Annotated in this window: 25 protein-coding genes; 12 read left to right on the top strand and 13 right to left on the bottom strand. The window is 65.2% G+C overall.

The window, feature by feature from the left end; genetic code table 11:
• Positions 1-233: 233 nt before the first annotated feature.
• From JMY28_RS00655 to JMY28_RS00635, 5 genes are all read right to left on the bottom strand, one after another.
• On the bottom strand, positions 234-1,112 hold the full coding sequence (locus JMY28_RS00655; protein ID WP_201693623.1) for a PhzF family phenazine biosynthesis protein: 879 nt from the start codon (positions 1,110-1,112) through the stop codon (positions 234-236).
• Between the two features lie 127 nt (positions 1,113-1,239).
• Positions 1,240-1,704 (bottom strand): RidA family protein, encoded by a 465-nt coding sequence (locus JMY28_RS00650; protein WP_201693622.1) that lies wholly within the window; start codon positions 1,702-1,704, stop codon positions 1,240-1,242.
• Positions 1,705-1,755: 51 nt separating this feature from the next.
• Positions 1,756-2,955, bottom strand: a complete 1,200-nt coding sequence (locus JMY28_RS00645; protein ID WP_201693621.1) for an aminotransferase-like domain-containing protein — start codon at positions 2,953-2,955, stop codon at positions 1,756-1,758.
• Positions 2,956-3,064: 109 nt separating this feature from the next.
• Complete coding sequence (locus tag JMY28_RS00640; protein ID WP_201693620.1) at positions 3,065-3,970, bottom strand: DMT family transporter; 906 nt, start codon at positions 3,968-3,970, stop codon at positions 3,065-3,067.
• Positions 3,971-3,992: 22 nt separating this feature from the next.
• A complete protein-coding gene (locus JMY28_RS00635) occupies positions 3,993-4,709 on the bottom strand; it encodes a VOC family protein (protein WP_201693619.1) in 717 nt (238 codons plus the stop codon).
• Positions 4,710-4,900: 191 nt separating this feature from the next.
• Between JMY28_RS00635 and JMY28_RS00630 the strand changes: the two genes are divergently transcribed.
• From JMY28_RS00630 to JMY28_RS00590, 9 genes are all read left to right on the top strand, one after another.
• The gene (locus JMY28_RS00630) at positions 4,901-6,406 is read left to right on the top strand and encodes an aminotransferase-like domain-containing protein (RefSeq protein WP_201693618.1); all 1,506 of its coding nucleotides are present in this window, start codon (positions 4,901-4,903) and stop codon (positions 6,404-6,406) included.
• A 143-nt stretch (positions 6,407-6,549) separates the two neighbouring features.
• Positions 6,550-8,463, top strand: coding sequence for a molecular chaperone HtpG (gene htpG, locus JMY28_RS00625; protein WP_201693617.1), 1,914 nt, complete (start codon positions 6,550-6,552; stop codon positions 8,461-8,463).
• A 134-nt stretch (positions 8,464-8,597) separates the two neighbouring features.
• The gene (locus JMY28_RS00620; protein WP_201693616.1) at positions 8,598-9,254 is read left to right on the top strand and encodes a chorismate--pyruvate lyase family protein; all 657 of its coding nucleotides are present in this window, start codon (positions 8,598-8,600) and stop codon (positions 9,252-9,254) included.
• Between the two features lie 18 nt (positions 9,255-9,272).
• Complete coding sequence (locus JMY28_RS00615) at positions 9,273-9,833, top strand: DNA-deoxyinosine glycosylase (RefSeq protein WP_201693615.1); 561 nt, start codon at positions 9,273-9,275, stop codon at positions 9,831-9,833.
• A gap of 246 nt (positions 9,834-10,079) precedes the next feature.
• On the top strand, positions 10,080-10,424 hold the full coding sequence (locus JMY28_RS00610; protein WP_201693614.1) for a TonB family protein: 345 nt from the start codon (positions 10,080-10,082) through the stop codon (positions 10,422-10,424).
• Positions 10,425-10,553: 129 nt separating this feature from the next.
• Positions 10,554-11,477 (top strand): class I SAM-dependent methyltransferase, encoded by a 924-nt coding sequence (locus JMY28_RS00605; RefSeq protein WP_201693613.1) that lies wholly within the window; start codon positions 10,554-10,556, stop codon positions 11,475-11,477.
• Between the two features lie 312 nt (positions 11,478-11,789).
• The gene (locus tag JMY28_RS00600) at positions 11,790-12,026 is read left to right on the top strand and encodes a DUF3311 domain-containing protein (protein ID WP_201693612.1); all 237 of its coding nucleotides are present in this window, start codon (positions 11,790-11,792) and stop codon (positions 12,024-12,026) included.
• Positions 12,023-13,573, top strand: coding sequence for a monocarboxylate uptake permease MctP (gene mctP / locus JMY28_RS00595; protein WP_201693611.1), 1,551 nt, complete (start codon positions 12,023-12,025; stop codon positions 13,571-13,573). The genes JMY28_RS00600 and mctP overlap by 4 nt, the downstream gene beginning before the upstream one ends.
• 226 nt (positions 13,574-13,799) lie before the next feature.
• On the top strand, positions 13,800-14,909 hold the full coding sequence (locus tag JMY28_RS00590) for an FUSC family protein (RefSeq protein WP_201694571.1): 1,110 nt from the start codon (positions 13,800-13,802) through the stop codon (positions 14,907-14,909).
• Positions 14,910-14,942: 33 nt separating this feature from the next.
• Here the strand turns inward: JMY28_RS00590 and JMY28_RS00585 are convergent, their stop codons facing one another.
• The 5 genes from JMY28_RS00585 to JMY28_RS00565 form a co-directional block, all read right to left on the bottom strand.
• The gene (locus JMY28_RS00585; RefSeq protein WP_201693610.1) at positions 14,943-15,368 is read right to left on the bottom strand and encodes a VOC family protein; all 426 of its coding nucleotides are present in this window, start codon (positions 15,366-15,368) and stop codon (positions 14,943-14,945) included.
• A gap of 265 nt (positions 15,369-15,633) precedes the next feature.
• Positions 15,634-16,593 carry a transaldolase gene (gene tal, locus JMY28_RS00580; protein ID WP_201693609.1) on the bottom strand — a complete coding sequence of 320 codons (960 nt, stop codon included), beginning with the start codon at positions 16,591-16,593 and terminating at the stop codon, positions 15,634-15,636.
• 221 nt (positions 16,594-16,814) lie between these two features.
• On the bottom strand, positions 16,815-18,041 hold the full coding sequence (locus tag JMY28_RS00575; protein ID WP_201693608.1) for a benzoate/H(+) symporter BenE family transporter: 1,227 nt from the start codon (positions 18,039-18,041) through the stop codon (positions 16,815-16,817).
• A gap of 114 nt (positions 18,042-18,155) precedes the next feature.
• A complete protein-coding gene (locus JMY28_RS00570; protein WP_201693607.1) occupies positions 18,156-19,328 on the bottom strand; it encodes a vWA domain-containing protein in 1,173 nt (390 codons plus the stop codon).
• A 34-nt stretch (positions 19,329-19,362) separates the two neighbouring features.
• Positions 19,363-20,214, bottom strand: a complete 852-nt coding sequence (locus tag JMY28_RS00565; RefSeq protein WP_201693606.1) for an AAA family ATPase — start codon at positions 20,212-20,214, stop codon at positions 19,363-19,365.
• A gap of 418 nt (positions 20,215-20,632) precedes the next feature.
• On the opposite strand from JMY28_RS00565, the gene JMY28_RS00560 reads away from it, so the two are divergent.
• Together JMY28_RS00560 and JMY28_RS00555 are read left to right on the top strand one after the other, a co-directional pair.
• Positions 20,633-20,998 carry a c-type cytochrome gene (locus tag JMY28_RS00560; protein ID WP_201693605.1) on the top strand — a complete coding sequence of 122 codons (366 nt, stop codon included), beginning with the start codon at positions 20,633-20,635 and terminating at the stop codon, positions 20,996-20,998.
• Positions 20,999-21,016: 18 nt separating this feature from the next.
• The gene (locus JMY28_RS00555; RefSeq protein ID WP_407945452.1) at positions 21,017-21,412 is read left to right on the top strand and encodes a c-type cytochrome; all 396 of its coding nucleotides are present in this window, start codon (positions 21,017-21,019) and stop codon (positions 21,410-21,412) included.
• 129 nt (positions 21,413-21,541) lie between these two features.
• On the opposite strand, the gene JMY28_RS00550 is transcribed toward JMY28_RS00555, so the two are convergent.
• The 3 genes from JMY28_RS00550 to rsxB form a co-directional block, all read right to left on the bottom strand.
• On the bottom strand, positions 21,542-21,976 hold the full coding sequence (locus JMY28_RS00550; protein ID WP_201693604.1) for a DUF1841 family protein: 435 nt from the start codon (positions 21,974-21,976) through the stop codon (positions 21,542-21,544).
• Positions 21,977-22,054: 78 nt separating this feature from the next.
• Positions 22,055-22,699, bottom strand: a complete 645-nt coding sequence (gene nth, locus JMY28_RS00545; RefSeq protein WP_201693603.1) for an endonuclease III — start codon at positions 22,697-22,699, stop codon at positions 22,055-22,057.
• Between the two features lie 36 nt (positions 22,700-22,735).
• The gene (gene rsxB, locus JMY28_RS00540) at positions 22,736-23,572 is read right to left on the bottom strand and encodes an electron transport complex subunit RsxB (protein WP_201693602.1); all 837 of its coding nucleotides are present in this window, start codon (positions 23,570-23,572) and stop codon (positions 22,736-22,738) included.
• A 459-nt stretch (positions 23,573-24,031) separates the two neighbouring features.
• On the opposite strand from rsxB, the gene JMY28_RS00535 reads away from it, so the two are divergent.
• On the top strand, positions 24,032-24,664 hold the full coding sequence (locus JMY28_RS00535; protein WP_201693601.1) for a TetR family transcriptional regulator: 633 nt from the start codon (positions 24,032-24,034) through the stop codon (positions 24,662-24,664).
• Positions 24,665-24,752: the final 88 nt, after the last annotated feature.

Raw genomic sequence — 24,752 nt, 5'->3', positions numbered from 1 at the left:
ATGAATAACGGATGGCTGGGGAATACGCGCATTGCGCGCGAGCAACGAACGCCGGACGCGGCATGCATCCGATGTTTCGATATTACTGGTTGGGGAATGATTAAGGAAGCTGCGGTCCCCCGGGTATACGCGAGGGTTACCTCAACACGCGCGCGATGCCCATGTGCGGTGCATAGATGCGAAGCGGTGCATGCCGGGCCATGCACCTTGCATGAGAAGGGGACTGCGGCCGGTCAGGCGAGCCGGCAGGTCCCGTCGACGACTGTCACCGAATGGCCGCCAATCCAGATCTTTTTCGCCGCATCGTCATAGTCGACGTGCACGCGCCCGTTGCGCCCGAGCGCCGTCCCCTGGCGCACCGTATAGCGGGCGCCAGGGCGCCGGTTCTGCTGTTCGAGCAGCATGGCGATGGCGGCGTTCGCGCTGCCGGTCACGGGGTCTTCGCCTTTGCCGAGGCCCGTCATCAGGCAGCGCACTTCGAAGGTCACCGGGCCATCGGCCTCATGCGGGCCGTAGGCGGCCACGCCGTGTGCGCCCACGCTCGCGGCCACGGCTTCGATCGCATCAAAGTCGACGTCGAGCGCGAGCACCGCTTGCGCCGATGCCAGGCGCACGACGAGCCACGGCGCGCCGTTATCGACGCCGCAGGGTGTCGCCGTGAAGTCGATGGCTTCCGAGCGCAGCGCGGCGCGCAAGGCATCGAACTGCGCGGCGGCGAGCGGCGTGATCCGCGCGGCCGGGGCGGCGAAGGCCCATGCGCCGTTCTCGCCTGCGGCCAGGTCGATGAGACCGACGCCGCATTCCTGCACGAGGCGGCCAGGCGTTTTCGGCGTGCGGCCGCTCTCGAGGAACGCGTGCGCCGTGCCGAGCGTCGGGTGGCCCGCGAACGGCAGCTCGCCCTTGGTCGTGAAGATGCGCACGCGGTAATCGGCGCGCGCGTCGGTGGGGGCGAGCAGGAAGCTGGTTTCCGAGAGATTCGTCCAGCGCGCGATGGCCTGCATCTCGTCGCCGCTCAAGTCCTCGGCGTCGAACACCACGGCGAGCGGGTTGCCCTTGAAGGGTACCGACGTGAAGACGTCGACCTGTTTGAAGCTCACGCTGTGCTGGGTCATGGCGGGACGATCGTAGAGGGGAGGGGCGGCGCGAGAAGATGCGCCTGATTGCGCGAGTGCGCAACAGAAAACTGCGTGAAGGTGCGCGGACCTTGACGCAGGTCCGCGCACGTCACTAAAGCTTGGTTTACTCGACTTCGGCGATCAGTTCGATCTCGACGCACGCGCCAAGCGGAATCTGCGCGACGCCGAACGCCGAGCGTGCGTGCTTGCCCTTCTCGCCAAATACGTCGGCGATCAGCTCCGAAGCGCCGTTTGTGACGACGTGCTGTTCGGTGAAGGTGAGCGTCGAGTTCACGAGGCTCATGAGCTTGACTACGCGCTTGACCTTGTTGAGGTCGCCCGTGTGGGCGTGCAGCGTGGCGAGCAGGTCGATCGCGATCGAGCGCGCGGCGGCCTTGCCTTCTTCGGTCGTGAGCGACTCGCCGAGCTTGCCGGCCCACACCTTGCCGTCTTTCTTCGCGATGTGACCCGACAGGTACACCGTGTTGCCGCTCTGGGCGCTCATCACGTAGGCCGCGGCGGGTGCGCCCGCCTCGGGCAGGGTGATGCCGAGCTGTTCGAGACGGTCGTAGATGTTGATGTCAGCCATGATCAAGATTCCTCGTTCGGGTGTTGAGTCGGGAAAAGCCTTCCGTGCGTTTCAGGCGTGCGCGCGGATCAGGGCCGCGAGCTTCGCGACGCCTTCTTCGATCTTCGCGGGCGGCACCGTCACGAACGACAGGCGCAGCTTGTTGAGTTGCGGCTCGTCGGCGAAGAACGGCGCGCCGGGCACGAAGGCCACGTTCTGCGCGACGGCTTCGGCCAGCAGCTTCATGCTGTCGATGTTCGAGGGCAGCGTCACCCAGATGAACATGCCGCCTTCGGGGCGGTTCCAGCTCACGCCTTCGGGCATGTTGCGCTTGAGCGAGTCGAGCATTGCCTCGCACTGGTCGCGATAGAGCGCGCGCACCTTCGGGATGTGCGTGTCGAGGAAGCCGTCCTTCACCACCTCGTAGACGATACGCTGCGTGAAGCTCGGCGTGTGCAGGTCGGTGGCCTGCTTGGCCTGCACGAGTTTGAAGTGCAGGTCTTCGGGCGCAATGATGTAGCCCACGCGCAGGCCCGGCGCCAGGATCTTCGAGAACGAGCCCAGATGCACGACATGCTCGGGCGCAAGCGAGTGCACGGTAGGCAGCGGTTCGCCCGCGTAAAGGAGCGCGCCGTAGGGGTCGTCTTCGATCACGGGGAAGGGCGAGTGCTTCGCGAATTCCGCGAGCGCCTGGCGGCGCTCGAGCGGCAGGCGGCGGCCCGTGGGGTTCTGGAAGTTCGGGATCGCGTAGAGCAGGCGCGCGCCAGCCGTCAGTTCCGGCGTGAGGCCTTCGGGCACGAGGCCCTTCTCGTCGGTCGGGACCTGGACGTACTTCGGCTCGTAAAGCGAGAACGACTGCAGCGCGCCGAGGTAGGTGGGCGTTTCCACGAGCACGGGGCTATCGGGCGAGACCAGCACCTTGCCGATCAGGTCGAGCGCCTGCTGCGAACCCGTGGTGATGAGCACCTGCGAGGCGCGCACTTTCACGCCGCCCACCGAGTGGCGCGCGGCAATCCATTCGCGCAGCGGCATATAGCCTTCGGTCGCGCTGTACTGGAGGGCGCCCGAGGGATCGTCGCGCAGAATGCGGTCGGCAGCGGCGCGCATTTCCTCGGCCGGGAAGCTTGCCGGCGCGGGCAATCCGCCCGCGAACGAAATGACTTCGGGACGCTCGGTGACCTTCAGGATTTCGCGAATCGCCGAGCTGGTCAGCTTGATTGCACGCTCGGACAGTTGCCACGCGGGCGCGGCCTTGAGATCGCTCTGGTCCATGGGGTCTCCTTGTTGGGGTGGGGCGAGTGACAGATTCAGCAGCGGCATGGGGCGCGATCACACACCGCCGGATGCCGCCGAAAACCTTTGATTATGACGCGAAACCGGCTCATGCGCGCGCTGGCGCCGGGGCCGTGCGGATCGCCGCACGCCGGCCCAGCACGACGGTGGCGATCACGGCGGCTGCGTAGAGCCACGCCGAGGGCGCGACCTGCTCGCCGAAAAAGAGCGCCGAGAACGCCATCGTGAAGAAAATCTGCAGCAGCTGCACCTGGCCCACGCGCGCGGTGCCGCCCATGGCGAGCCCCGCGTACCACGCGAAAAAGCCGATGAACTGCGAAAACAGCGTGACGTATCCGAAGGCGAGCCAGGTCTTCAGCGCGACGGGGCCGGGATGCGCCACATGGTGCGCCCACGCGAGCCAGCCCACCGGCAGGGCGAGGAACGGCGCCGAGAGCACGAGCGCCCAGCAGATCACCTGCCAGCCGCCGAGCTGGCGTGCGAGGCGCGCGCCTTCGGCGTAGCCGAGCGCGCCGATGCCCACCGCGATGAGCATCCACGCATCGCCCGCGTGCAGCGAGCCGCCGCCCGCCTGGAGCGCGAACGCGACCACGAGCGCGCTGCCGAGGAGCGCGCTGGCCCAGAACGCCTTCGAGGGCCGCTCGTGCGAGAGCCACGCGGCGTAGATCGCCACGGCGAGCGGCTGCAGCCCATTGACGATGGCGCCGTGCGAGGCCGGCACTGTCTTCATCGCAAAGGCGGAAAACACCGGAAACGCGACGATCACGCCAAGCGACACGACCGCGAGGCTCTTGACCTGCGGCCAGGTGGGCCATGTCTCGCGACGGATGGCGAGCAGCAGCGCGGCCGGCACGGCAGCGACGAACGCGCGGCCAAGGCCGTTCAGGAGCGGATTGAATTCGGCGACGACAATGCGCGTCATCGGCAGTGTGAGGCTGAAGATCATGACGCCGACGAGGCCGAGCAGCATGCCTTGGGTTTCGCGTGCTTTCATGCGGGACTTTGCGCTCGACGGATCAACGTGCCGGCGCGCCGAGCGTGCGCGGACCGGACGGGGTTTCGAACTCCGCGACGAGCGCGGGCGAGAGGGCTTCCTCCACGGCGATCAGGTGCGTCGCGCCGAGCCACTGAAGCTGCTCGCGCGCCGCTTGCGCCTGTGGGTGAAAACCGGTGAGCGAGGTGAGCACGATGCCGGTGTCGGCCAGCATCTGCGACGGGTGATGCGGCGTGTCCCACTGGATCAGCGAGGGCAGAATGCCGTCGCCCGCGCCTTGCCAGGCCGGGAACGCGCCGTCCTGCGGCACGGTGAGTTGCCAGGAGAAGTCGCCGCGCGTCATCGGCACGAGCTCGGGAATGCGCTGCGGGTACTGTTCGCGCCAGCGCGCGAGGTTTTTCGGCGGATCGACACGCGCGACCCAGTGCGACAGGTACGGCCCCTGTTCCATGCGTGCCTGCACGGCGGGATCGTCGAGCGCGAAGAGACGCGCGCGGGCGTTCGCGCCGCTGCCTGTTCCACCGCTGCCTGTTCCACTTTTCGCGGCGGGATCGATCGCGATGACTTCGAGATACGCGCCGCCCCACAGCCCGAGCAGACGGTTGTGCGTGCGCATGAGCGGGTGCGCGCCGCCGCCCGCGGGCGCGACGCCGAGCGCGTCGCTCACGTACTGCACGCCTTCTTCCAGCGTGCGCGCGGCAACGACGAGGTGATCCAGGCGAAGCGGCGAGGCGTTCATGTCAGGACGGGGCGAGCAGTGATCTCGGGGCCGGAAGGCAGAGGGCGGAAGCACGCGCCGGAACAGTGTGTCGACGCCTCTACCGAATCCTTACCGGTACGCATGCGATCAAATGTACCGGTATGGCTGCGGACAGTAACGGTACAATCGACCCGATAGTGCTCTGTACAGTTCGAGTTCAGGGAGTCCTCATGTCCTCCGTACCGCTAGACCAGATTCCCGCCCCGCACGATGCGGCCACGCTCACGCTCGTCGACCAGCTCGTGCAGTGGGGCCGCCGCCGCATCGAGGAGCGCGTGTTCCGCCCCGGCATGCGCATGCCGTCCATCCGCAAGCTCGCGCTCGACAAGGGTGTGTCGCGCTTCACTGTGGTCGAGGCGTACGAGCGTCTGGTCGCGCAAGGCTACCTCGACTCGCGGCGCGGTTCCGGTTTCTACGTGCGCGAGCGGCTTGCGCTCGTGACGGGCGGCGAACGCGCGTCGGTGACGGCGGGCGCTTCGGCGCGCCCGGAAGGCGCCACGACGGCTGCCGCCCCCGCACCGCCCACCATCGACGTGGTTTGGCTGCTGCGCAACATGCTTCACACATCCACGCGGCCAGAAAAAGGGCCGGGGCTGGGCTATCTGCCGGCGCGCTGGCTGGATGGCGAACTGTTGACTGGCGCGATGCGCTCGCTTGGCCGCCAGAGCGGCACGCAACTGCTTGGCTTCGGCTCGCCGCAAGGCTTCCTGCCGCTGCGCCAGCAACTTCAGACGCGCATGGCGGAACTCGAGATCGGCGCGACGCCCGACCAGATCGTGCTCGTTTCGGGCATCACCCAGGCGATCGACCTGCTCGCGCGTATCTACGTGCAGCCCGGCGATACGGTGATCGTGGGCGACCCCGCGTGGTTCCAGATGTTCGGGCGCTTCGCCTCGCAGGGCGCGCGGCTCGTGGGCATGCCGTACACGCCCGAAGGGCCGGATCTCGACGCGCTCGAAGCATTGGTAGAAACGTGGCGGCCCAGGATGCTCGTCATCAACTCGGTGCTGCAAAATCCCACCGGCACTTCGCTCACGGCCGCGCAGGCGTTCCGCATTCTGCGGCTTGCCGAACAGTATGACTTCATCGTCGTCGAGGACGATATCTACGGCGACCTCTGCCCGGCGGGCTATCCGGCCACGCGCCTCGCGAGCCTCGACCAGTTGCGCCGCGTGATCTACCTCGGCAGCTTTTCGAAGACGCTCGCACCGAACCTGCGCGTGGGCTATATCGCGAGCGCGCTCGACGTGGCCCAGGCGGTGGCGGACCAGAAGATGCTCGTCGGCATGACGAGCCCCGAGCTCAACGAGCGCGTGCTCTACCGCGTGCTCACGGAGGGCCACTACCGGCGCCACGTGGAGCGCCTGCGCGGACGTCTGGACGGCGTGCGAGACAAGGCGGCGCGCATGCTGGAGCGCGCCGGTTTGCGCCTCTTCGCAGCGCCGGGCGCAGGTATGTTCCTGTGGGCGGATAGCGGCGTCGACGCGGACGCGCTTACCGCGGCGGGCCACGAAGCGGGCTTCCTGCTCACGCCGGGGAGCCTCTTCTCGCCGCATCAGTCGCCCACCACGTGGATGCGCTTCAACATCGCCAACTGCGGCGATCCGGCGCTGCCCGCGTTCCTCGCCGACTATCTCGAAGGCGTGGCCCGGCGTGGCGGGGGCGCGCAAGCGTGAATTCGCGGCCGGCGACTCTTGAAACCGGCGCCGTCTGTCCCCAACTGCGCGGGCGGCGCGCCGCGATGCGACTGCGATTTTGCGTGGAACGCGCGGCCACACATTTGTCAGACTAGAACTGCAACGAAAGAGGACTCTCGACCATGGCACAAGAAACCATGAGCTTCCAGGCAGAAGTGAAACAGCTTCTGCACCTGATGATCCATTCGCTGTACAGCAACAAGGAAATCTTCCTGCGCGAGCTGATCTCGAACGCATCGGACGCGGCGGACAAGCTGCGCTTCGAGGCGATCGAGAACAGCGCGCTCTATGAAAGCGATCCGAACCTGCGCATCCGCGTGGGCGTCGACAAGGACGCACGCACCATCACGATCGACGATAACGGCATCGGCATGAGCCATGACGAAGCCGTGTCGAACCTCGGTACGATCGCGCGCTCGGGCACGAAGGAATTCTTCGGCAAGCTCTCGGGCGACCAGCAGAAGGACGCGGCGCTCATCGGCCAGTTCGGCGTGGGCTTCTATTCGGGCTTCATCGTCGCGGACAAGATCACGGTGGAAAGCCGCCGCGCGGGCCTGGCGGCTGCCGAGGGCGTGCGCTGGACGAGTGCGGGCGAGGGCGAGTTCGCCGTCGAGAAGATCGAGCGCGCGCAGCGCGGCACGACGATCACGCTGCATCTGCGAGAAGGCGAGGACGAGTTGCTTTCCGCATGGAAGATCAAGTCGATCATCCAGAAGTATTCGGACCATGTCGGCCTGCCCATCGAGATGAAGAAGGAAGAATGGGACGCCGAAAAGAGCGAGATGGTCACGAAGGACGAGTACGAGACCATCAACCAGGCGAGCGCGCTGTGGACCCGTTCGAAGAGCGAGATCAGCGACGAGCAGTATCAGCAGTTCTATCAGCATCTCGCGCACGACCATCAGAATCCGCTCGCGTGGACGCATAACCGTGTGGAAGGCCGCAGCGAATACACGCAGCTGCTTTACGTGCCGTCGCATGCGCCGTTCGATCTGTGGAACCGCGACCACAAGAGCGGCCTGAAGCTGTATGTGAAGCGCGTCTTCATCATGGACGACGCCGAGCAACTGCTGCCGAACTATCTGCGCTTCGTGAAGGGCGTGGTCGATTCGAGCGATTTGCCGCTCAACGTCTCGCGTGAAATCCTCCAGGAAAGCCGCGACGTGAAGGCGATTCGCGATGGCGTGACCAAGCGCGTGCTCTCGATGCTCGAAGAGATGGCGAACGCTGTTACGGACGCCGAAGCAAGCGAAGAGGACAAGGCGAAGTACGCGACGTTCTGGACCGAGTTCGGCCAGGTGCTCAAGGAAGGCATTGGCGAGGATCACGCCAATCGCGAGCGCGTGGCGAAGCTCGCGCGCTTTGCGTCCACGCACAACGACATGAACGAGCAGACCGTATCGCTCGCCGACTACGTTGCGCGCATGAAGCCCGAGCAGACGAAGATCTACTACGTCACCGCCGACACGTGGCAGGCCGCGAAGAACAGCCCGCATCTCGAAGTGTTCCGCAAGAAGGGCGTGGAAGTGCTGCTGCTCACCGACCGCGTGGACGAGTGGATGCTGTCGTTCCTGAACGAGTTCGACGGCAAGCCGCTTGCGAGCGTGGCGCGCGGCGACCTTGACCTCGGCGCGCTCAACGACGAGGAAAAGCAGCAGCAGGAAAAGGTGAGCGAGGAACTCAAGCCGCTCGTTGAGCACATGAAGGAAGCGCTCAAGGACAAGGCCAAGGACGTGCGTCTCACGTTCCGCCTGACCGATTCGCCATCGTGCCTCGTGGCCGACGAGGGCGACATGAGCGGCTATCTGCAGCGCATGTTGAAGGCGGCGGGGCAGCAGGCTCCGCAGATGCAGCCGATTCTGGAAGTGAACCCGGAGCATCCGCTCGTGAAGGCGCTGCGCACCGATAGCGCGGACTTCGGCGACTGGTGCAATCTGCTGTTCGATCAGGCGCTGCTGGCGGAAGGCGGTGCGCTGGAAGATCCGGCGAGTTTCGTGAAGCGCACGAATGCGTTGCTGATTGGGCGCGCTGGCTAAAGCACACAGCCGCACACAGCCGCACGCAGCTTTGCGCGACCGAGACCCCTTGCGGCTACCCGCCGCAAGGGGTTTTTTCTTTTGTCCGCCCCGCTCGCAGCGAACTGAAATCCTCGCAGCCTATAATGCGCGCCATGCCTCTGAGATTCGATGCTGCTAACGCGCACTGGCGCGTCACGCCCTTGCCGGCCTTGAACCCCGACCAGAAAGACTGGCTCACGCGCGGCGGTTCGCTCACGGCGCATTTGCGCGCGCTCGGACGCGTCGTTGTGCGCGTGACGCGCGAAGCCGTCGATATGCCGTGGTCCGACGAATATGCGGCACTCGGCCTCGCACCGCGCGAGCGGGCGTGGGTGCGCGAGATCGTGCTCGAAGTCGATGGCGTGCCGTTCGTCGCCGCGCACAGCGTGACGCCGCTCGCCGCGAGTCAAGGCGTGTGGCAGGCCATGCGACGTTTGCGCACGCGGCCGCTCGCGGAACTCCTCTATAGCGATAGCGGTGTGGCTCGCTCGGCGCTCGTGAGCCGGCGCGTGAGCGCTCGACATCCGCTTTACGCTCTCGCGGCTCGTGAGAGCGCGGCTGAACCGGTGCATGCACCGCATGCGTTCGTCGCGCGCCGCTCGGTGTTCGAGCGCGCAGGCGCGCCGCTACTCGTGACCGAATGCATGCTGCCTGCGCTTTGGTCGCGTCTCGCTAGCGGTCCGCTTACACAGGAAACCGGTGTGCATCTCGGTCGCGAACGCGGCCCGCTCGATCACACCGCCTCGCGCGCGCATCACGCGCCGCGTTGAACGTTCTGCCCTGTTGCCATGACCTTCAAGCGCTGCTTCGACCCCGTCGTCGATGCGCATACGCGCGTGCTCATTCTTGGCAGTCTGCCCGGCGAGGCGTCGCTTGCGCATCAGCAGTACTACGCGCACAAGCAGAACAAGTTCTGGCATCTCGTGGGTGAGGTGATCGGCGAGGATCTCGTTGTCATGGAGTACGAAGCGCGGTTGCAAACGCTGCGCGCGCATCGCGTGGGCCTGTGGGACGTCGTGGCGCAGGCGCGCCGCGAGGGCAGTCTCGACGGCGATATCCGCGATCACGAGGGCAACGATCTCGTGGCGCTCATCGAAGGCCTGCCCGCACTCGAAGCGATTGCGTTCAACGGCGGCACGGCGGCGCGCATCGGCGAGCGCATTCTTGGCGCGGATGCGCGGGCCGTGACGATTCTGCGGCTACCTTCCAGTAGTCCTGCGTATGCGTCGATGAACTTCGCGGCGAAGCTCGTGCAGTGGCGCGCATTAGATGCGTTCACGGGCGACGCCGACGCGCATATGAGCGTTGGCGCACACAAGCGTAAGCGCGCTGCAATCCAGCCGCGCTAGCATGCTCTCGCGCACGCCCAGGTGCGCGCCCCTGCAGACGGGACACGAGACCATAATGAACAAGAAACGCCTGCCCCTGATCGTTTTCCCCCTCACGCTCATACTGAGCGCCTGTGCTTCGGACGACGTATCGCAGGTGGGTCCGCACGTGCGCCCCTCGCCGCAGCTGGTCATGACCCGCTGCCTCGCGGCGGTCGCGACGCCGGGATTCGCCCCGCCCACGGAGGCGAGCCTCGACTCGTGGCAATGGAGGCGCTACGTGAACTGCAAGCTCGGCGGCAATATGTGCACGTCAATCCAAAGAAAGTGCCGCTGGAGGCGGAAGCCATTGTGTCGATCCGCGCCGCGCCGGACGGCTCCATCGTTTCCGTGACGCTGCTGCGTTCGAGCGGCAATGACGACCTCGATGAGGCCGTCGAGCGCGGGATTGCCGCCGCCGCGCCGTTGCCTGCGGTACCGCACGCGCTGCACATCGCGCGTATCGACATGCATTTCCATCCCGTGCGGGTCGATCCACTGGCGTTGCAGCCGGGGCAGCCCGGAATCCATGACGCAGGCAACAGCGAAGGACGTTCAAGCGATAGCCATTGACTCGCGCCGCGTGCGGGCTACGTGCTCGAAGTGCCTGCCAAATCAGGCCCGAAGCGCCGCGAATGCTATGCTCTCGGTCGCCCGGCAGATGCACCTGCATTTGCGACCCCACAGCAAGCGATTTTCTACATGACGACTCTCATCAAACGCGCCTCCGCCGAGGCCCGCGCATTCAAGCAATCCGGCGACGCGACGCAGTCGAGCGAGACCGCGAAGGTCACGAAGCGCCCGCGCCGCGCAGCCGCTGCAGCCGCCGACGACCTCGACAACGCCCCGGTCATCGAAGCGCCGCGCAAGCCGCGTTTCGCGCCGGTCACGTTCTCGGAAGAGAGCGGCGTGCGCTATCTGCACTTCGGCACGGAGTGGGTGCAAGGCGCGATGCGTCTTTCGAAGCCGCTGCACATCGAACTCGAATACGCGCAGCAGATGATGGCCTGGCTGCTCTTCCTCGCCACGCCCGAGCGCATCGTGCAACTGGGTCTGGGCGCGGCTGCCCTCACCAAGTTCGCGCACCGCTATCTGCGTCCCGCGAAGGTCGAGGCGATCGAGCTGAATCCGGCGGTCGTGGTGGCCGCGCGCACGATGTTCGAGCTGCCGTACGACGACGCGCGCCTCAGCGTGCGCGAGCTCGACGCGTGGGACTTCGTGCAGGACCGTGCCAATTACGGCACCATCGGCGCGCTGCAGATCGACGTGTACGACGCGACCGCGCGCGGCCCGGTGCTCGACAGCGTGGCGTTCTACCGCGCCGTGCGCGCGTGCCTGACCGATGCCGGCGTCGCGACGATCAACCTGTTCGGCGACCACCCGAGCTTCGTGCGCAACATGAAGCGCCTGAATGAAGCCTTCGATGGTCGTGTGATCGCGCTGCCCGAAGTGCACGAAGGCAATCGCGTGGCGCTCGCCTTCTCGGGCCCGGCGCTCGAAGTCACGTACGAGGCCCTCGAAAAGCGCGCGCGCCTGCTCGAAAGCAAGCTCGGCCTGCCGGCGCATCAATGGGTGAAGGCGCTGCGCGAATCGAGCGGCCAGAACGGCGCGACGTTCTCGATCTGATGCGCGCGAGCGGCGGCAACGCCGTTGCGGCACAGAAAACCGGCCTCAGGGCCGGTTTTTTTTCGCGCGCACCGTGTATTCGTGAACGATTGTCTTGAAGTGGCGTAAGCCGTTGGCTCTTGACAACGTCCTCGGAATTGGGGTCCGCCCTGCTTGACCGTGCGGCGTGGCCTCGATACTCTTTTCAGCGCTTTCGGGGACCTTGCGGGCTATCCGTCTGTGAGGCCATCGGCCGCTACACGCCAGACCGGCCGGACGGCGGACCGCGAACAAAGCAACGCCGCATAACTACATAAGCAACGAGGAGACGTCATGGCTCACGACGCCGACGCCGGAAAATCAAGCAAGCACTGGCTATGGCTTTTGCTGCTGCCCTGGATCGCGATGATCTGGGTGCCGTCATACAACAAGATCGAGCCCACTTTGTGGGACTTCCCGTTTTTCTACTGGTATCAGCTTCTCTGGGTGCTGATTAGCGCTGTCATTACCGCGCTCGTCTACTTCAAGACGAAGGCCCGCAACAAGGGCGATGCAGGGGGCGCGCAATGAACGTTACAGCAACCGTTGTCTTTATCCTGTTCTTCCTCGGCGTCACGGTGCTCGGCTTCGTGGCCGCCCACTGGCGCAAGGGCGACCTCGCGCATCTCGAAGAGTGGGGCCTGGGCGGCCGCCGCTTCGGCACGATCGTCACGTGGTTCCTGCTCGGCGGCGACCTCTACACCGCGTACACCTTCGTCGCCGTGCCGGCGCTCGTATTTGGTGCGGGCGCAACGGGTTTCTTCGCGCTGCCGTACACGATCCTGATCTATCCGTTCGCGTTCGTCGTGTTCCCGAAGCTGTGGGCCGTCGCGAAGCGCCATCAATACGTCACGTCGGCCGACTTCGTGAGCGCGCGCTATGGCAGCCGCATGCTGGCGCTCGCCATCGCCGTGACGGGTATCGTCGCGACCATGCCGTATATCGCCCTGCAGCTGGTGGGTATCGAAGTGGTGATCGGCGCGCTCGGCTTCGACACGACGGGTTTCGTCGGCGACCTGCCGCTCATCATCGCGTTCGCCATTCTCGCCGCGTACACGTACACGTCGGGCCTGCGCGCGCCGGCCATGATCGCGGTGGTGAAGGACATCCTCATCTACATCACGATCATTGTCGCGATCATCGTGATTCCCGCGCAGATGGGCGGCTTCGGCCACATCTTCGGCGCGGTGCCGCCGGCCAAGCTGCTGCTCAAGTCGCCGGATGCCACGAGTTTGAACGGCTATAGCGCCTACGCGACACTCGCAGTGGGTTCGGCGCTCGCGCTGTTCCTGTACCCGCACTCGGTCACGGCGATTCTGTCGTCGTCGTCGGGCAACACCATCCGCCGCAATATGGCGATGCTGCCCGCGTACTCGCTGGTGCTCGGTCTGCTCGCGCTGCTCGGCTACATGGCGCTTGCCTCGGGCGTGAAGGACATGCCGGAATTCGCACCGTACTTCAAGGCCTTCGGTCCGAACTTCGCGGTGCCGGCGCTGTTCCTGCACTTTTTCCCGTCGTGGTTCGTGGGCGTGGCGTTCGCGGCCATCGGTATCGGCGCGCTGGTGCCCGCGGCGATCATGTCGATTGCCGCGGCCAACCTGTACACGCGCAACATCCACAAGGAGTTCATCAACCGCAACATGAATCACGAGCAGGAGACCAACATCGCCAAGCTGGTCTCGCTGATCGTGAAGGTCGGCGCGGTGGCGTTCATCTTGGGCCTGCCGCTCACGTACGCGATCCAGCTGCAGCTGCTTGGCGGCATCTGGATCATCCAGACGCTGCCCGCCATCGTGCTCGGTCTCTACACGCGCATGCTCGACTACCGCGGCCTGCTGGTGGGCTGGGCGGTCGGCATCGCCACCGGCACGTGGATGGCCATTTCGCTCAAGCTCGCAGGCTCGATCTTCACGATCCACCTGTTCGGCATGGCGATTCCGGGCTACGCCGCGGTGTGGTCGCTGATCGTGAACCTCGTGGTCTCGATCGCCGTGTCGGCGCTCGTGCATCTGGTCGGCATGCAGAAGAGCGCGGACCGCACGCGTCCGGAAGATTATCTCGACGTCGTCGAAGGCTGATCCGCTCAGGACAGTCCGGCCCGGCGCACGCCGCCGGTCCGAGCTTGCCGAAAAAGCCCGCAACACATAGTTGCGGGCTTTTGTTTTTCTGGTGCACGATGGCTGTTGATTTGGCTCACGTCCAGCCCGCGCCATGGCCTCATCCGAAACCGAATCCCGTTCCCGATCCGCGCACGGCGGCGCGCGCCGCCTGCGCCCGCCGCGCCGCCGTTCGCGCCTCGCGCGCATGTGGCGTGCGCTGACGTCGCCGTACTATCGCTATCGCAACGCCAAGGTGATACACAGCGTGCGTGTGGGCCTCGCGATGCTCGCCTCGATTCTCGCGACCTCGGGCATCGATATTCCGCACGGCATCTGGGCGTCGGTCACGCTGCTCGTCGTGATCGGCGGGCTGCAGCACCAGGGCAACATCCGCAAGAAGGCCGCCGAGCGTGCGCTCGGCACGTTGCTAGGCGCCGTGATCGGGCTCGTGCTCATCGTCGTGCAGGCCATCACGGGTTCCGCGCCGCTCACCTACGTGCTGATGTCGCTCGTTGCCGCCGTGTGCGGGTACTACGCCATCGGCAAGCCGGGCTATGTTGCGCTCCTTGCCGCCATCACCATGTGCATCGTCGCGGGGCATGGCGATAACCTCATCGATACGGGCCTCTGGCGCACGCTCAATGTGATTCTCGGCATCGTCATCGCGCTCGTGTTTTCGTTCGCGTTGCCGCTGCACGCCACGTATTCGTGGCGCTACAGCCTCGCCGACAATCTGCGTGAATGCGCGCGCGTGTATGCGCAGGTGGCCAACGGCGTGCACGTCGATGCCGACGAGCAGGTGCAGACCTTCATGCGCCTGAACGCACGGCTCGTGCAGCTGCGCGCGCTGATGCCTTCGGTCGCCAAGGAAATCGATGTGCCGATCGCTCGGCTCGAACAGGTGCAGCGCCTGCATCGCTCGCTCCTGAGCGCGCTGGAGATGCTCTGTACGGGCACGGGCAGCTACGAGCAGGCGCTCGTGCGCGTGGCGTTCGCGGAGCGCAGCGAGACCGTGCGCCGGGCGCTGCTCGCCACGGCGCGGGCGCTACGGTTTGGCGGCGGGCGTCATCCCGAGGCGGCGCAGCAGGCGCTGCGCACGGTTACGGGGGGCGAGGGCGAGATGGCGGGCAAGGCTGGCGTGGCCGGCCACGAAGGTATGCCGGCACCGCCGCAGGGCTGCCCCGAGCCGCAGATGCAGGGTCCGTACTGGCTCAGCCTGCGTGTGGAGGAGCAGGTGGGGCGCCTGCGCGCGCTCCTGCTCGAGACCGAGCCGCGCTGGAACATCGAGCGCGCCGCGACGCACCGCATGGTGTGACGCCGGGCGCGCAACGCTCGTCGTGGCGGTCGTTCAGGCGGCTTGCTCGTGCGGCGCCGAGACCATCCACGGCACGCCGAACTTGTCGGTCAGCATGCCGAAGCCGGGCGACCAGAAGGTCTTCTGAAACGGCATCGTGACCGTGCCGCCTTTGGCCAGTGCGTTGAAGTAACGCTCGGCCGTAGCGATGTCGGACCCGGTCAGCGAGACGCCGAAGCCGAGGAACTTGTCGTTTTGCGTCATGCAGCCGCCGTCGGACACCATGATCTGCGCGTCGCCGATCTGGAGCGTCGCGTGCATGATCTTTTCGGCGAATTCGGGCGCCATGGGGCGCTCGGGGTCCGGCGGCGCTTCCTTGAAGCGCATCTTGATCACTTCCTTCGCGCCGAGCGCTTCGCCATAGAACGCGATCGCTTCGTCGCAATTGCCGGGATAAAAGAGATAGGGCTGGATTTGCATCGTCGGTTTCCTTGCGGACGGGACGTTGGCCGGCCGTTTTTCATGCGAGGGTATGCACGGGGCCGGATCGTGCGGCGGGTTGCGCCGCTGCCCTGATTCTAGGCGCGCACCAGGTCGTTACCGAGCGATGTGTCGTCAGGGTTTGCGAGAGCGCAGACGGGAACGGACGTTGCGGGGGCCGCCTGCAAAACAAAGGGCCGCACATGCGGCATGTGCGGCCCTCGGTCATCGATATTTCAATGCGCTCTGCATCGAGCGCCAGCGCTTACTTCGCGCGCAGCTCTTCGATCATCTTTTCGAGCTTGATCGCGTCGGCAGCGAACGCGCGGATGCCTTCCGCGAGCTTTTCGGTCGCCATGGCGTCGTCGTTGAGCTGGAAGCGGAACGACGGCTCGTCCACGGCCACGCGCTCGATCTTCGCGTCCTTGAACACTTCCGGCGAAAGCTTGCGCTCGACCTTCTCGGTGCTGTCCTGGAGCTTTTGCAGCAGGTCCGGGCTGATGGTGAGCAGGTCGCAGCCGGCCAGCTCGACGATCTGGCTCGTGTTGCGGAAGCTCGCCCCCATCACTTCGGTCTTGTGGCCGAACTTCTTGTAGTACGCGTAGATCTTGCGCACCGACTGCACGCCCGGGTCGTTCGCGCCGCCGTCCTTCGCTTCGTCCCAGTCGGCGCCCTTGGCCTTCTTGTACCAGTCGTAGATGCGGCCCACGAACGGCGAAATGAGCTGCGCGCCCGCTTCGGCGCACGCGGCGGCTTGCGCGAGCGAGAAGAGCAGCGTCATGTTGCAGTGGATGCCGTCCTTTTGCAGCACTTCGGCGGCGCGAATGCCTTCCCAGGTGGAGGCGAGCTTGATCAGCACGCGCTCGCGGCCGATGCCGGCCTGCTTGTACAGGTCGATGATGTGGTGGGCCTTGTCGATCGACTTTTTGGTGTCGAACGAGAGGCGGGCATCGACTTCGGTCGAGACGCGGCCCGGAACGATCTTGAGGATTTCGGTGCCGAACGCGATCAGCAGATGGTCGATGATCGACCCGAGCGATTCGCTCGCGTGATCGCGCACGGTTTTTTCGAGCAGCGGACGGTACTCGGCTTTCTGGACCGCCTTGAGGATCAGCGACGGGTTGGTTGTCGCGTCCCGCGGCTTGTACTGCACGAATTGCTGGAAGTCGCCCGTATCGGCGACGACGGTGGTGTACTGCTTGAGCTGGTCGAGTGCGGTAGTCATGTCAGGCCTTGTGGGCGCGTGCGCGCCTGCATCGGTGAGAGTTGAACGGCCGGTGAGCTTCAGGCGTGAACCTGGGGCGCGCCGGGCGGAACGCGAAAAGGCGCTGCGCCGTTCCGGTCTGGCCCGCGCGGATGGCGCGGGAAGCCGGCTGGGCGCATATGCCGCGCGTCTGGGCGCGGCTCACTTCATCATTTTATGGCGGAAACGCCTGGCGTTGCGTTTCACGCGCGCCGCGCGTTCAGCACGAACTGGGTGATCACGCCCGCCACGAGCCCCCAGAAGGCCGCGCCGATGGAAAGCAGCGTGAGGCCGGACGCCGTCACCATGAAGGTGATGAGTGCGGCTTCGCGCTCCTTGGGGTTTTGCATGGCGTTGGTGAGGCCGCTCATGATCGAGCCGAACAGCGCGAGTGCCGCGATCGACACCACGAGCGCCTGCGGGAACGCCGCGAACAGCGCTGCGATGGTCGCGCCGAAAATCCCTGCGATCAGATAGAAAATGCCGCACCACACGGCCGCCATATAGCGCTTCGTGCGGTCTTCGTGGGCGTGCGGTCCGGTGCAGATCGCCGCGGTGATGGCCGCGAGATTCACGCCGTGCGAGCCGAACGGCGCGAGCACGAGCGAGGCGAGGCCCGTGGTGGCGATGAGCGGCGAGGAGGGCGCGGCCGTGTGGTCGTAGCCGTCGGCGCGCAGCACGGCGATGCCGGGCACGTTCTGCGAGGCCATCGCCACGACAAAAAGCGGAATGCCGATGCTCACCACCGCCGTGAGCGAGAACGCCGGCATCGTGAACACGGGCTTGGCCACCGCTACGCGGAAGTGGCTGAAGTCGAGCAGCCCGAGCCCGGCGGCGGCGGCGATGCCGATCACGAGCGTCGCGACGATCGCGTAGCGCGGCACGAAGCGCTTCACGATCAGGTAGCCGAAGAACATCGTGAGGACGAGCGGCGTCTGCACCTGCGCGGCGTGGAAGATCTCGATGCCGATCTCGAACAGGATGCCCGCAAGCAGCGCCGCCGCGATGCCCGCGGGGATGCGCTTCATGAGCGTGTCGAACCAGCCGGTGAGGCCCACGGCCGTGAGCAGCACGGCGCACACGATATAGGCGCCGATCGCCTCGGCATAGGGCACATGCGGCAGCGAGCTGATGAGGAGCGCCGCGCCCGGCGTGGACCAGGCGACCACGATGGGCGCGCGGAACCACAGCGACAGGCCGATGGTGGTCAAAGCCATGCCGATCGAAAGCGCCCAGATCCAGGAGGAGATCTGCGCGTCCGAGAGATGCGCGGCCTGGCCAGCCTGAAACATCAGCACGAGCGAACTGGTGTAGCCGGTCATCATCGCGACGAAGCCCGCCACGATCGTGGCGACCGAGGTGTCGGCGAAGGGCCGCAGCGGTCCTGGCCTGAAAGTCGCATGCAGGTCAGGAGAAGAGGGGGCGGTCATGCGGGTGGTCTCCAGATTTTGCTTAGGTATGACGACATCGGGCGGCGCGGCCTGATGAAGCACTCAGGCACGCGCCGCCTTGAAAAAAGCGGAAAAGGGCGGGAGTGGTGGCGCCTATTTGCTCAGCACGCGCATGGCCGTTTCGAGCCCGGCGACGGTGAGCGGATACATGCGGTGGCCGAGAATCTCGCGGATGATCGACACCGACTGGCGGTATTCCCATAGTCGCTCGGGCTCGGGGTTGAGCCAGGCGAAGTGAGGGAACTGGTCGGCGAGACGCCGCAGCCACACGGCGCCCGCTTCCGGGTTGTTGTACTCAACTGAGCCGCCCGGCTGCAGCACTTCATACGGGCTCATCGTGGCGTCGCCGACGAAGATCAGCTTGTAGTCCGGCGTGAACTTGTGCAGCAGGTCCCACGTGGGCGCGCGCTCGGCGTGGCGGCGGCGATTGTTCTTCCACAGGTAGTCGTACACGCAGTTGTGGAAGTAGTAGAACTCCAGGTGCTTGAATTCGGCTTTTGCCGCCGAGAACAGTTCTTCCGTGCGCTTGATGTGATCGTCCATCGAGCCGCCCACGTCGAGCAGCATCAGCACTTTCACCTTGTTGTGGCGCTCCGGCACCATCTTGAGGTCGAGCCAGCCCGCGTTCGCGGCGGTGCTGCGGATCGTGTCGCCCAGGTCCAGTTCTTCGGCAGCGCCTTCGCGCGCGAAGCGGCGCAGGCGGCGCAACGCGACCTTGATGTTGCGCGTGCCGATTTCGACCTGGTCGTCGTAGTCGCGGTACGCGCGCGCGTCCCACACTTTCACGGCGCTGCGCTGGCCGCCTTCGCCGCCAATACGGATGCCCTCGGGGTTATAGCCACCATGGCCGAAGGGCGACGTGCCGCCCGTGCCGATCCACTTGCTGCCGCCCTCGTGGCGCTCCTTCTGTTCCTCGAAGAGTTCCTTCAGGCGCTCCATGAGCTTGTCGAGCCCGCCCATGGCTTCGATCTGCGCGCGCTGCTCGGGCGTGAAGTCGCGTTCCAGACGCTTCTTGAGCCAGTCTTCGGGAATCTCGAAGGCAAGTTCGGACTTCTTCTCGATGCCGCGAAAATACGCGCCGAACGCCTGATCGAAGCGATCGAAGTATTGCTCGTCTTTCACGAGCGTCATGCGCGCGAGGTAGTAGAAGTCGTCGAGCGAGGGCGCGATCACGCGCTCCTTGAGCGCTTCGACGAGCGTGAGGTACTCCTTCACGGAAACCGGCAGCTTCGCGTCGCGCAGCGTATAGAAGAAGTCGATCAGCATGCGGTGTCTCCGTCCCTCTCTCGCGTGGTCCTTGTCAACGGTTGTGACGGTTCATGTAGATGAGGCGCTCGAACAGCGTCATGTCCTGCTCGTTCTTGAGCAGCGCGCCCGCGAGCGGCGGCATCGACTTCGAGCCGTCGGCCGCGCGCAGCGCCGCGGGCGGAATCTCTTCCGCGAGCAGGAGCTTCAGCCAGTCGAGCAGTTCGGACGTAGAAGGCTTCTTCTTCAGCCCCGCGATATTGCGCAGTTCGAAGAAGCTTTCCATCGCCGCGTTGAGCAGTTCCTTGCGGATGCCCGGATAGTGCACCTCGACGATGCGCTGCATCGTGGCCGGATCGGGAAAGCTGATGTAGTGGAAGAAGCAGCGGCGCAGGAAAGCGTCGGGCAGTTCCTTCTCGTTGTTCGACGTGATGATGACGAGCGGACGCTGCTTCGCCTTGATGAGCTGGCGCGTCTCGTAGACGTAGAACTCCATGCGGTCGAGTTCGCGCAAGAGGTCGTTCGGGAACTCGATGTCGGCCTTGTCGATTTCGTCGATCAGCAGCACGCTTTGTTCTTCCGACTCGAACGCCTGCCACAACACGCCTTTCACGATGTAGTTGGCGATGTCCTTCACGCGTTCGTCACCGAGCTGCGAATCGCGCAGGCGCGAGACCGCGTCGTACTCGTAGAGCCCTTGCTGCGCTTTCGTCGTGGACTTGATGTGCCACTGCATGAGCGGCATGTCCAGCGCCGCGGCCACTTCTTCGGCCAGCATGGTCTTGCCCGTGCCGGGTTCGCCCTTGATGAGCAGGGGGCGCTTCAGCGTGATCGCGGCGTTGACCGCGAGCTTGAGATCGTCGGTGGCGACGTACTGCGATGAGCCTTCGAAACGCGTGGCGCGCATGGTGAATCCGCTCGCTGGGAAAAAAACCAAGTATAAGTCAGATGGGGTGTTGCGTCGGCGCGCCACCGCGTATCGTTGGGTCCGCTCTTTGGGGCACGGTCGCGGGGGCTGCCAGGCGTCTGCGGCGAGCGTGCGGCGAGTCCGTTGCGTGTGCCAGGGTTCCTCCGGGTTGCTTGCGGGCGAGCCAGCGCAACACGGCGCTGCGTGGCCGCTGCAGGCCCGGCGCGGAGCCCCGCCAGCCGCTCCGAGGCCCGCCAGGCGTGGCGCGGCCGGTGGACGGCCGGCGCGGCGTCGCGGTATACTCGGACCGATTTTTTTCGGCCTGCACGGCGACCCCAAAAGTAAAACAGCAGTAATGCGGCGCAGGCCGTGGCCTGCGGTTCGGGCGTTCGAATCCCCTCAAGCCAGGTTGGATGCTATGAAAAAAATTGTCGGCAAGCACGTCGTCACGGGCGCAATAACCATGCTGGCGTGCTTCGCGGTCACGGCTCACGCGGACATCGTGGGCAACGCGAAGGCGGGTCAGGACAAGGTGGCGATGTGTATCGGCTGTCATGGTATTCCCGACTACCGCACCGCTTACCCCGAGGTCTACCACGTGCCCATTCTGGGCGGCCAGAACGCGCAGTACATCATGAACGCGTTGCTCGCCTACAAGAAGGGCGACCGGCACTTCGAGACGATGCACGCGATTGCGTCCTCGCTCACGGAACAGGACATCGCCGACATCGCGGCCTACTATGCGTCGCAAACGGCCGCGTCGAAAGACAATCCGAATAAATAACCGGCAGGTGGAGAACCCATGAACAAGCCCTATACGGCTATGCCTTCGTTTGCCGGTGCAACCATCAAGCTCGCGGCAGCCGGGCTCGCACTGGCCGCCGCGCTCGCGCTGCATCCGGCGCACGCGGCCGACGCGTCCAACGGCAAGGTCCTCGCCGACAGCCACAATTGCGCGGCCTGTCACGGCCCGGGCCTGAACAAGCCTGTGAGCCCCGAATATCCGAAGCTTGCCGGCCAGCATGCCGACTACATCTACTGGGCGCTGCGCCAGTACCAGATGGGCACGAGCAATCCGCACCTCGGCCGCAACAATCCGATCATGCAGGCGCAGGTGCAGAGCCTCTCGCAGAGCGACATGAAGGATCTCGCCGCGTACATCGAGTCGCTCAGCGGCGACCTGGTCAACAAGAAGTAAGCGTGAACACGGCGCGCGCCATGCGTGCCCCATCATGTAAATCACCCCGCGTGGGCCTCGTTTTCGGCGAGGTGTTCGCGGGGTGTTTTTTTGCGGCTTCTTTTGCTTCGGTCGCGCTTTCGGTCGTTCTCAGTCGCGTGAAGCGCGGCGCTCGATGCGCATGAGATAGGCGTCCGTGTCGGGGGGCGTGTTCGTGCGTTGCGCTTCCCAGATCGTTTCGCCGAGGCACTCCATGATCGCGTGCTGCGCGTCGTGCGTGGAGCCGAGGCGTGCGGCGAGCCGGTCGTGCGCCGCGCGGATGCCGGGTGGCTGATCGATGGAAAGCTGCTCGCTGATCGCGAGGTGCATCGACAGATGCAGGAACGGATTGCTCTGGCCGCGCTCGGGCGAGTAGTCCTGCGTGGCGGCCGCATCGGCGTCGCCGAGTTCGGCGTGATATTCGGGATGCTCGACGATCCAGTCGGCGGCGATCGCTTCTAGCGGCGTGAGGATTTCGCCCGCGCGTTGCTTGCGCCAGGTCTCGGTGAAAAAGCGGCGGACTTCGTCGCGGCTGGGATTGAACATCGTAAGTCGGTCGAATGGGTGAGGTGCGGTCGTGCGACGCATGAACCGGTCATTTTACGCCCGGGCGCTTGCGCTCGCTCAGAGCTCCGGCGGCGGCGTCTTCGGCTTGAAATCGCACAGCGGCTCGATCACGCAATGCCAGCATTCGGGGCGGCGCGCCTTGCATACGTAGCGCCCATGCAGGATGAGCCAGTGATGCGCGTCCTGGAGGAACTCGGGCGGCGTGAATTTTTCGAGTGCGGTTTCGACGGCGCGTACGTCCTTGCCGGGCGCGAGCCCCGTTCGGTTCGCAACCCGAAAGATATGCGTGTCGACGGCGATGGTCGGCTGCCCGAACGCGGTGTTGAGCACGACGTTCGCGGTTTTGCGTCCAACGCCGGGCAGGGCTTCGAGCGCCTCGCGCGTCGCCGGCACCTCGCTGCCGCATTGCTCGATGAGAATGCGGCAGGTCGCAATGACGTTCTTCGCCTTGGTGCGATAAAGGCCGATCGTCTTGATGTAATCGGCGACGCCTTCCTCGCCCAGCGCAAGCACCGTTTCCGGCGTGTTGGCGACCGGAAACATCCGGCGCATGGCCTTGTTCACCGAAACGTCGGTGGCCTGCGCGGAGAGCATCACGGCGATCAGGAGTTCGAACGGCGTACTGAACTCCAACTCGGTCGTGGGATGCGGATTGAGGCTTTGCAGCGTTTCGTAGATGGCGCGGCGCTTGGTGGCGTTCATGCTCGTTGTGCGTGGGGCCTTTGGCAATGCGGTGCGCTAGCGCGCGGGCTTGTCGTCGTCGGGCGCTGAGTCCGATGCATCCGACTCGATACCAATACGCTTGCGGCGCGCCTCGGCGGCATCGATCTGCGCCTGAACGTCGGCGCTCACGTGCTCGACGTTGCGCGGTCCCGCACCCTGTTCGGCCATCTCCATCTTCTTGCGGCGCGCGCGTTCGAGCGCCGCCTGGATGATCGCTTTCTTCTTCGCTTCGGCGTCGTCGGCGGAAGGGCTTGCGGGTTGCGTCGCGACGTCTTGCGGCGCCTCGGCCTGAGGCGCGCTCGTGGCCGCGCGGCGTGCCGCGGCGCGCGCCTCGGCCGCACTGCGTTCGGCGGCCTGGCGCGCGGCGCGCCGGTCATGCCGCACGCGGGCTTCGTCGGCCTGTTGTTGCGTCCACGCGTCCCACCCGGTCGCTTCGCCCGTAACGGGAATCATTGCGATGCAGTCGACCGGGCAGGGCGCGACGCACAGGTCGCAGCCCGTGCACTGATCCTTGACGATGGTGTGCATCTGCTTGGGTGCACCCACGATTGCGTCGACGGGACATGCCTGCATGCACAGCGTGCAGCCGATGCACAGTTGTTCGTCGATGAACGCCACCGGACGCGGACGTTCCACGCCGTTGTCCGGATTGATCGGGATAACGGGTTTGCCGAGCAGTTTCGCGAGGCGCTCAACGCCTTCCAGACCGCCGGGCGGACACTGGTTGTAGTTGGCGGTGCCGGCGGCGACGGCTTCGGCATAGGGCCGGCAGCCGTCATAGCCGCACTTCGTGCATTGGGTCTGGGGCAGCAGATCTTCGATGCGATCTGCGAGTGTTTTGGGATCGTTCACGTTCGCTACATCGGGGCGGGGCGGGCGGAGGCGTGACCTTGGGCGCACATGGCCGTGCGCATGGTTGCGCAACTGGCTTGACAGGGTGCGCACGCACAGCGCCAAAGCTTGCATTATCGCCGATTTCCCGCATTGCCATCGGCGGGCCATGTGCCATAATCAAAGCGCTTAATGCGAAGCGCTTTGCGGTTGAGGGGGAATCAGTAGACGTAAAGCGTGGGCGCAATGCATGGGCGGCTGGCATTGTGTCTTGCACGAAGCAACAGGGGGAAGAACGATGTCGGCTCGCAACGACATCAAACAAACAAGAAGGAACGCAAGACCGTAGGTCGGAGGGTGTCTGTCCATTAACCTGGCGCGCCCCGCACAACGTTGTCGATACCAGGGCTAGGAGAGGCCCGGCGTGGTACTGCCCGACAACGCAAACCGGACAACGCGGCTTAACGAGATCCTGCCACCATGAATCAGCCAAAAATCAAAAGAGATCCTGAAGGCACCCGCCGCCGCATTCTGCTCGCCGCGGCGGAAGAATTCGCCAATGGCGGCCTGTTCGGCGCACGCGTCGACCAGATCGCGCGACGCGCGGAAACCAATGAGCGCATGCTCTATTACTACTTTGGCAGCAAGGAGCAACTGTTCACGGCAGTCCTTGAGCACGCATTCGGCGCGCTCAATGAAGCCGAGCGCGCACTCGATCTCTCGGGGCTTGCGCCTGTCGAGGCGATCACCCGGCTCGCGCATTTCGTGTGGGACTACTATCGCGACAATCCCGAACTGCTGCGGCTCGTGAACAACGAGAATCTGCACGAGGCGCGATATATGCAGAAGTCCACACGAATTCGCGAGATGATCTCGCCGATCGTGGCAACACTCGGTTCGATTCTCACGCGCGGTGAATCTGCGGGATTGTTCCGCCCGAGCATCGATCCGTTGCGGCTCTATGTGACGCTTTCGGGCATGGGCTACTACATCGTATCGAACCGCTATACGCTCAACGCCACGCTCGGTCGCGACTTCAGCACGACTGCCGAGCGCGCGGAAATCATTCAGCTCAACACGGAAATGCTGCTCGCGTATCTCATGCGCAAGTAGCGGACCAGAAGCGCACCAGAAGCTCACGAGTCGTGCGCGGCGAATTCACAAGATCGTTTCACGCTCCACAAACGCCGCGCGCCGTCCT

This window comes from Paraburkholderia hiiakae (assembly GCF_904848665.1).
In the GTDB taxonomy this organism is placed as follows: Bacteria; Pseudomonadota; Gammaproteobacteria; order Burkholderiales; family Burkholderiaceae; genus Paraburkholderia; species Paraburkholderia hiiakae.
This window is presented reverse-complemented; position numbering and strand designations above follow the sequence as displayed.

Bases quoted from the DNA above. Each gene is read 5' to 3' on its own strand.
- JMY28_RS00655 (WP_201693623.1), bottom strand. From the start codon at position 1,112: ATGACCCAGCACAGCGTGAGCTTCAAACAGGTCGACGTCTTCACGTCG.
- JMY28_RS00650 (WP_201693622.1), bottom strand. From the start codon at position 1,704: ATGGCTGACATCAACATCTACGACCGTCTCGAACAGCTCGGCATCACC.
- JMY28_RS00645 (WP_201693621.1), bottom strand. From the start codon at position 2,955: ATGGACCAGAGCGATCTCAAGGCCGCGCCCGCGTGGCAACTGTCCGAG.
- JMY28_RS00640 (WP_201693620.1), bottom strand. From the start codon at position 3,970: ATGAAAGCACGCGAAACCCAAGGCATGCTGCTCGGCCTCGTCGGCGTC.
- JMY28_RS00635 (WP_201693619.1), bottom strand. From the start codon at position 4,709: ATGAACGCCTCGCCGCTTCGCCTGGATCACCTCGTCGTTGCCGCGCGC.
- JMY28_RS00630 (WP_201693618.1), top strand. From the start codon at position 4,901: ATGTCCTCCGTACCGCTAGACCAGATTCCCGCCCCGCACGATGCGGCC.
- htpG (WP_201693617.1), top strand. From the start codon at position 6,550: ATGGCACAAGAAACCATGAGCTTCCAGGCAGAAGTGAAACAGCTTCTG.
- JMY28_RS00620 (WP_201693616.1), top strand. From the start codon at position 8,598: ATGCCTCTGAGATTCGATGCTGCTAACGCGCACTGGCGCGTCACGCCC.
- JMY28_RS00615 (WP_201693615.1), top strand. From the start codon at position 9,273: ATGACCTTCAAGCGCTGCTTCGACCCCGTCGTCGATGCGCATACGCGC.
- JMY28_RS00610 (WP_201693614.1), top strand. From the start codon at position 10,080: ATGGAGGCGCTACGTGAACTGCAAGCTCGGCGGCAATATGTGCACGTC.
- JMY28_RS00605 (WP_201693613.1), top strand. From the start codon at position 10,554: ATGACGACTCTCATCAAACGCGCCTCCGCCGAGGCCCGCGCATTCAAG.
- JMY28_RS00600 (WP_201693612.1), top strand. From the start codon at position 11,790: ATGGCTCACGACGCCGACGCCGGAAAATCAAGCAAGCACTGGCTATGG.
- mctP (WP_201693611.1), top strand. From the start codon at position 12,023: ATGAACGTTACAGCAACCGTTGTCTTTATCCTGTTCTTCCTCGGCGTC.
- JMY28_RS00590 (WP_201694571.1), top strand. From the start codon at position 13,800: ATGTGGCGTGCGCTGACGTCGCCGTACTATCGCTATCGCAACGCCAAG.
- JMY28_RS00585 (WP_201693610.1), bottom strand. From the start codon at position 15,368: ATGCAAATCCAGCCCTATCTCTTTTATCCCGGCAATTGCGACGAAGCG.
- tal (WP_201693609.1), bottom strand. From the start codon at position 16,593: ATGACTACCGCACTCGACCAGCTCAAGCAGTACACCACCGTCGTCGCC.
- JMY28_RS00575 (WP_201693608.1), bottom strand. From the start codon at position 18,041: ATGACCGCCCCCTCTTCTCCTGACCTGCATGCGACTTTCAGGCCAGGA.
- JMY28_RS00570 (WP_201693607.1), bottom strand. From the start codon at position 19,328: ATGCTGATCGACTTCTTCTATACGCTGCGCGACGCGAAGCTGCCGGTT.
- JMY28_RS00565 (WP_201693606.1), bottom strand. From the start codon at position 20,214: ATGCGCGCCACGCGTTTCGAAGGCTCATCGCAGTACGTCGCCACCGAC.
- JMY28_RS00560 (WP_201693605.1), top strand. From the start codon at position 20,633: ATGAAAAAAATTGTCGGCAAGCACGTCGTCACGGGCGCAATAACCATG.
- JMY28_RS00555 (WP_407945452.1), top strand. From the start codon at position 21,017: ATGAACAAGCCCTATACGGCTATGCCTTCGTTTGCCGGTGCAACCATC.
- JMY28_RS00550 (WP_201693604.1), bottom strand. From the start codon at position 21,976: ATGTTCAATCCCAGCCGCGACGAAGTCCGCCGCTTTTTCACCGAGACC.
- nth (WP_201693603.1), bottom strand. From the start codon at position 22,699: ATGAACGCCACCAAGCGCCGCGCCATCTACGAAACGCTGCAAAGCCTC.
- JMY28_RS00535 (WP_201693601.1), top strand. From the start codon at position 24,032: ATGAATCAGCCAAAAATCAAAAGAGATCCTGAAGGCACCCGCCGCCGC.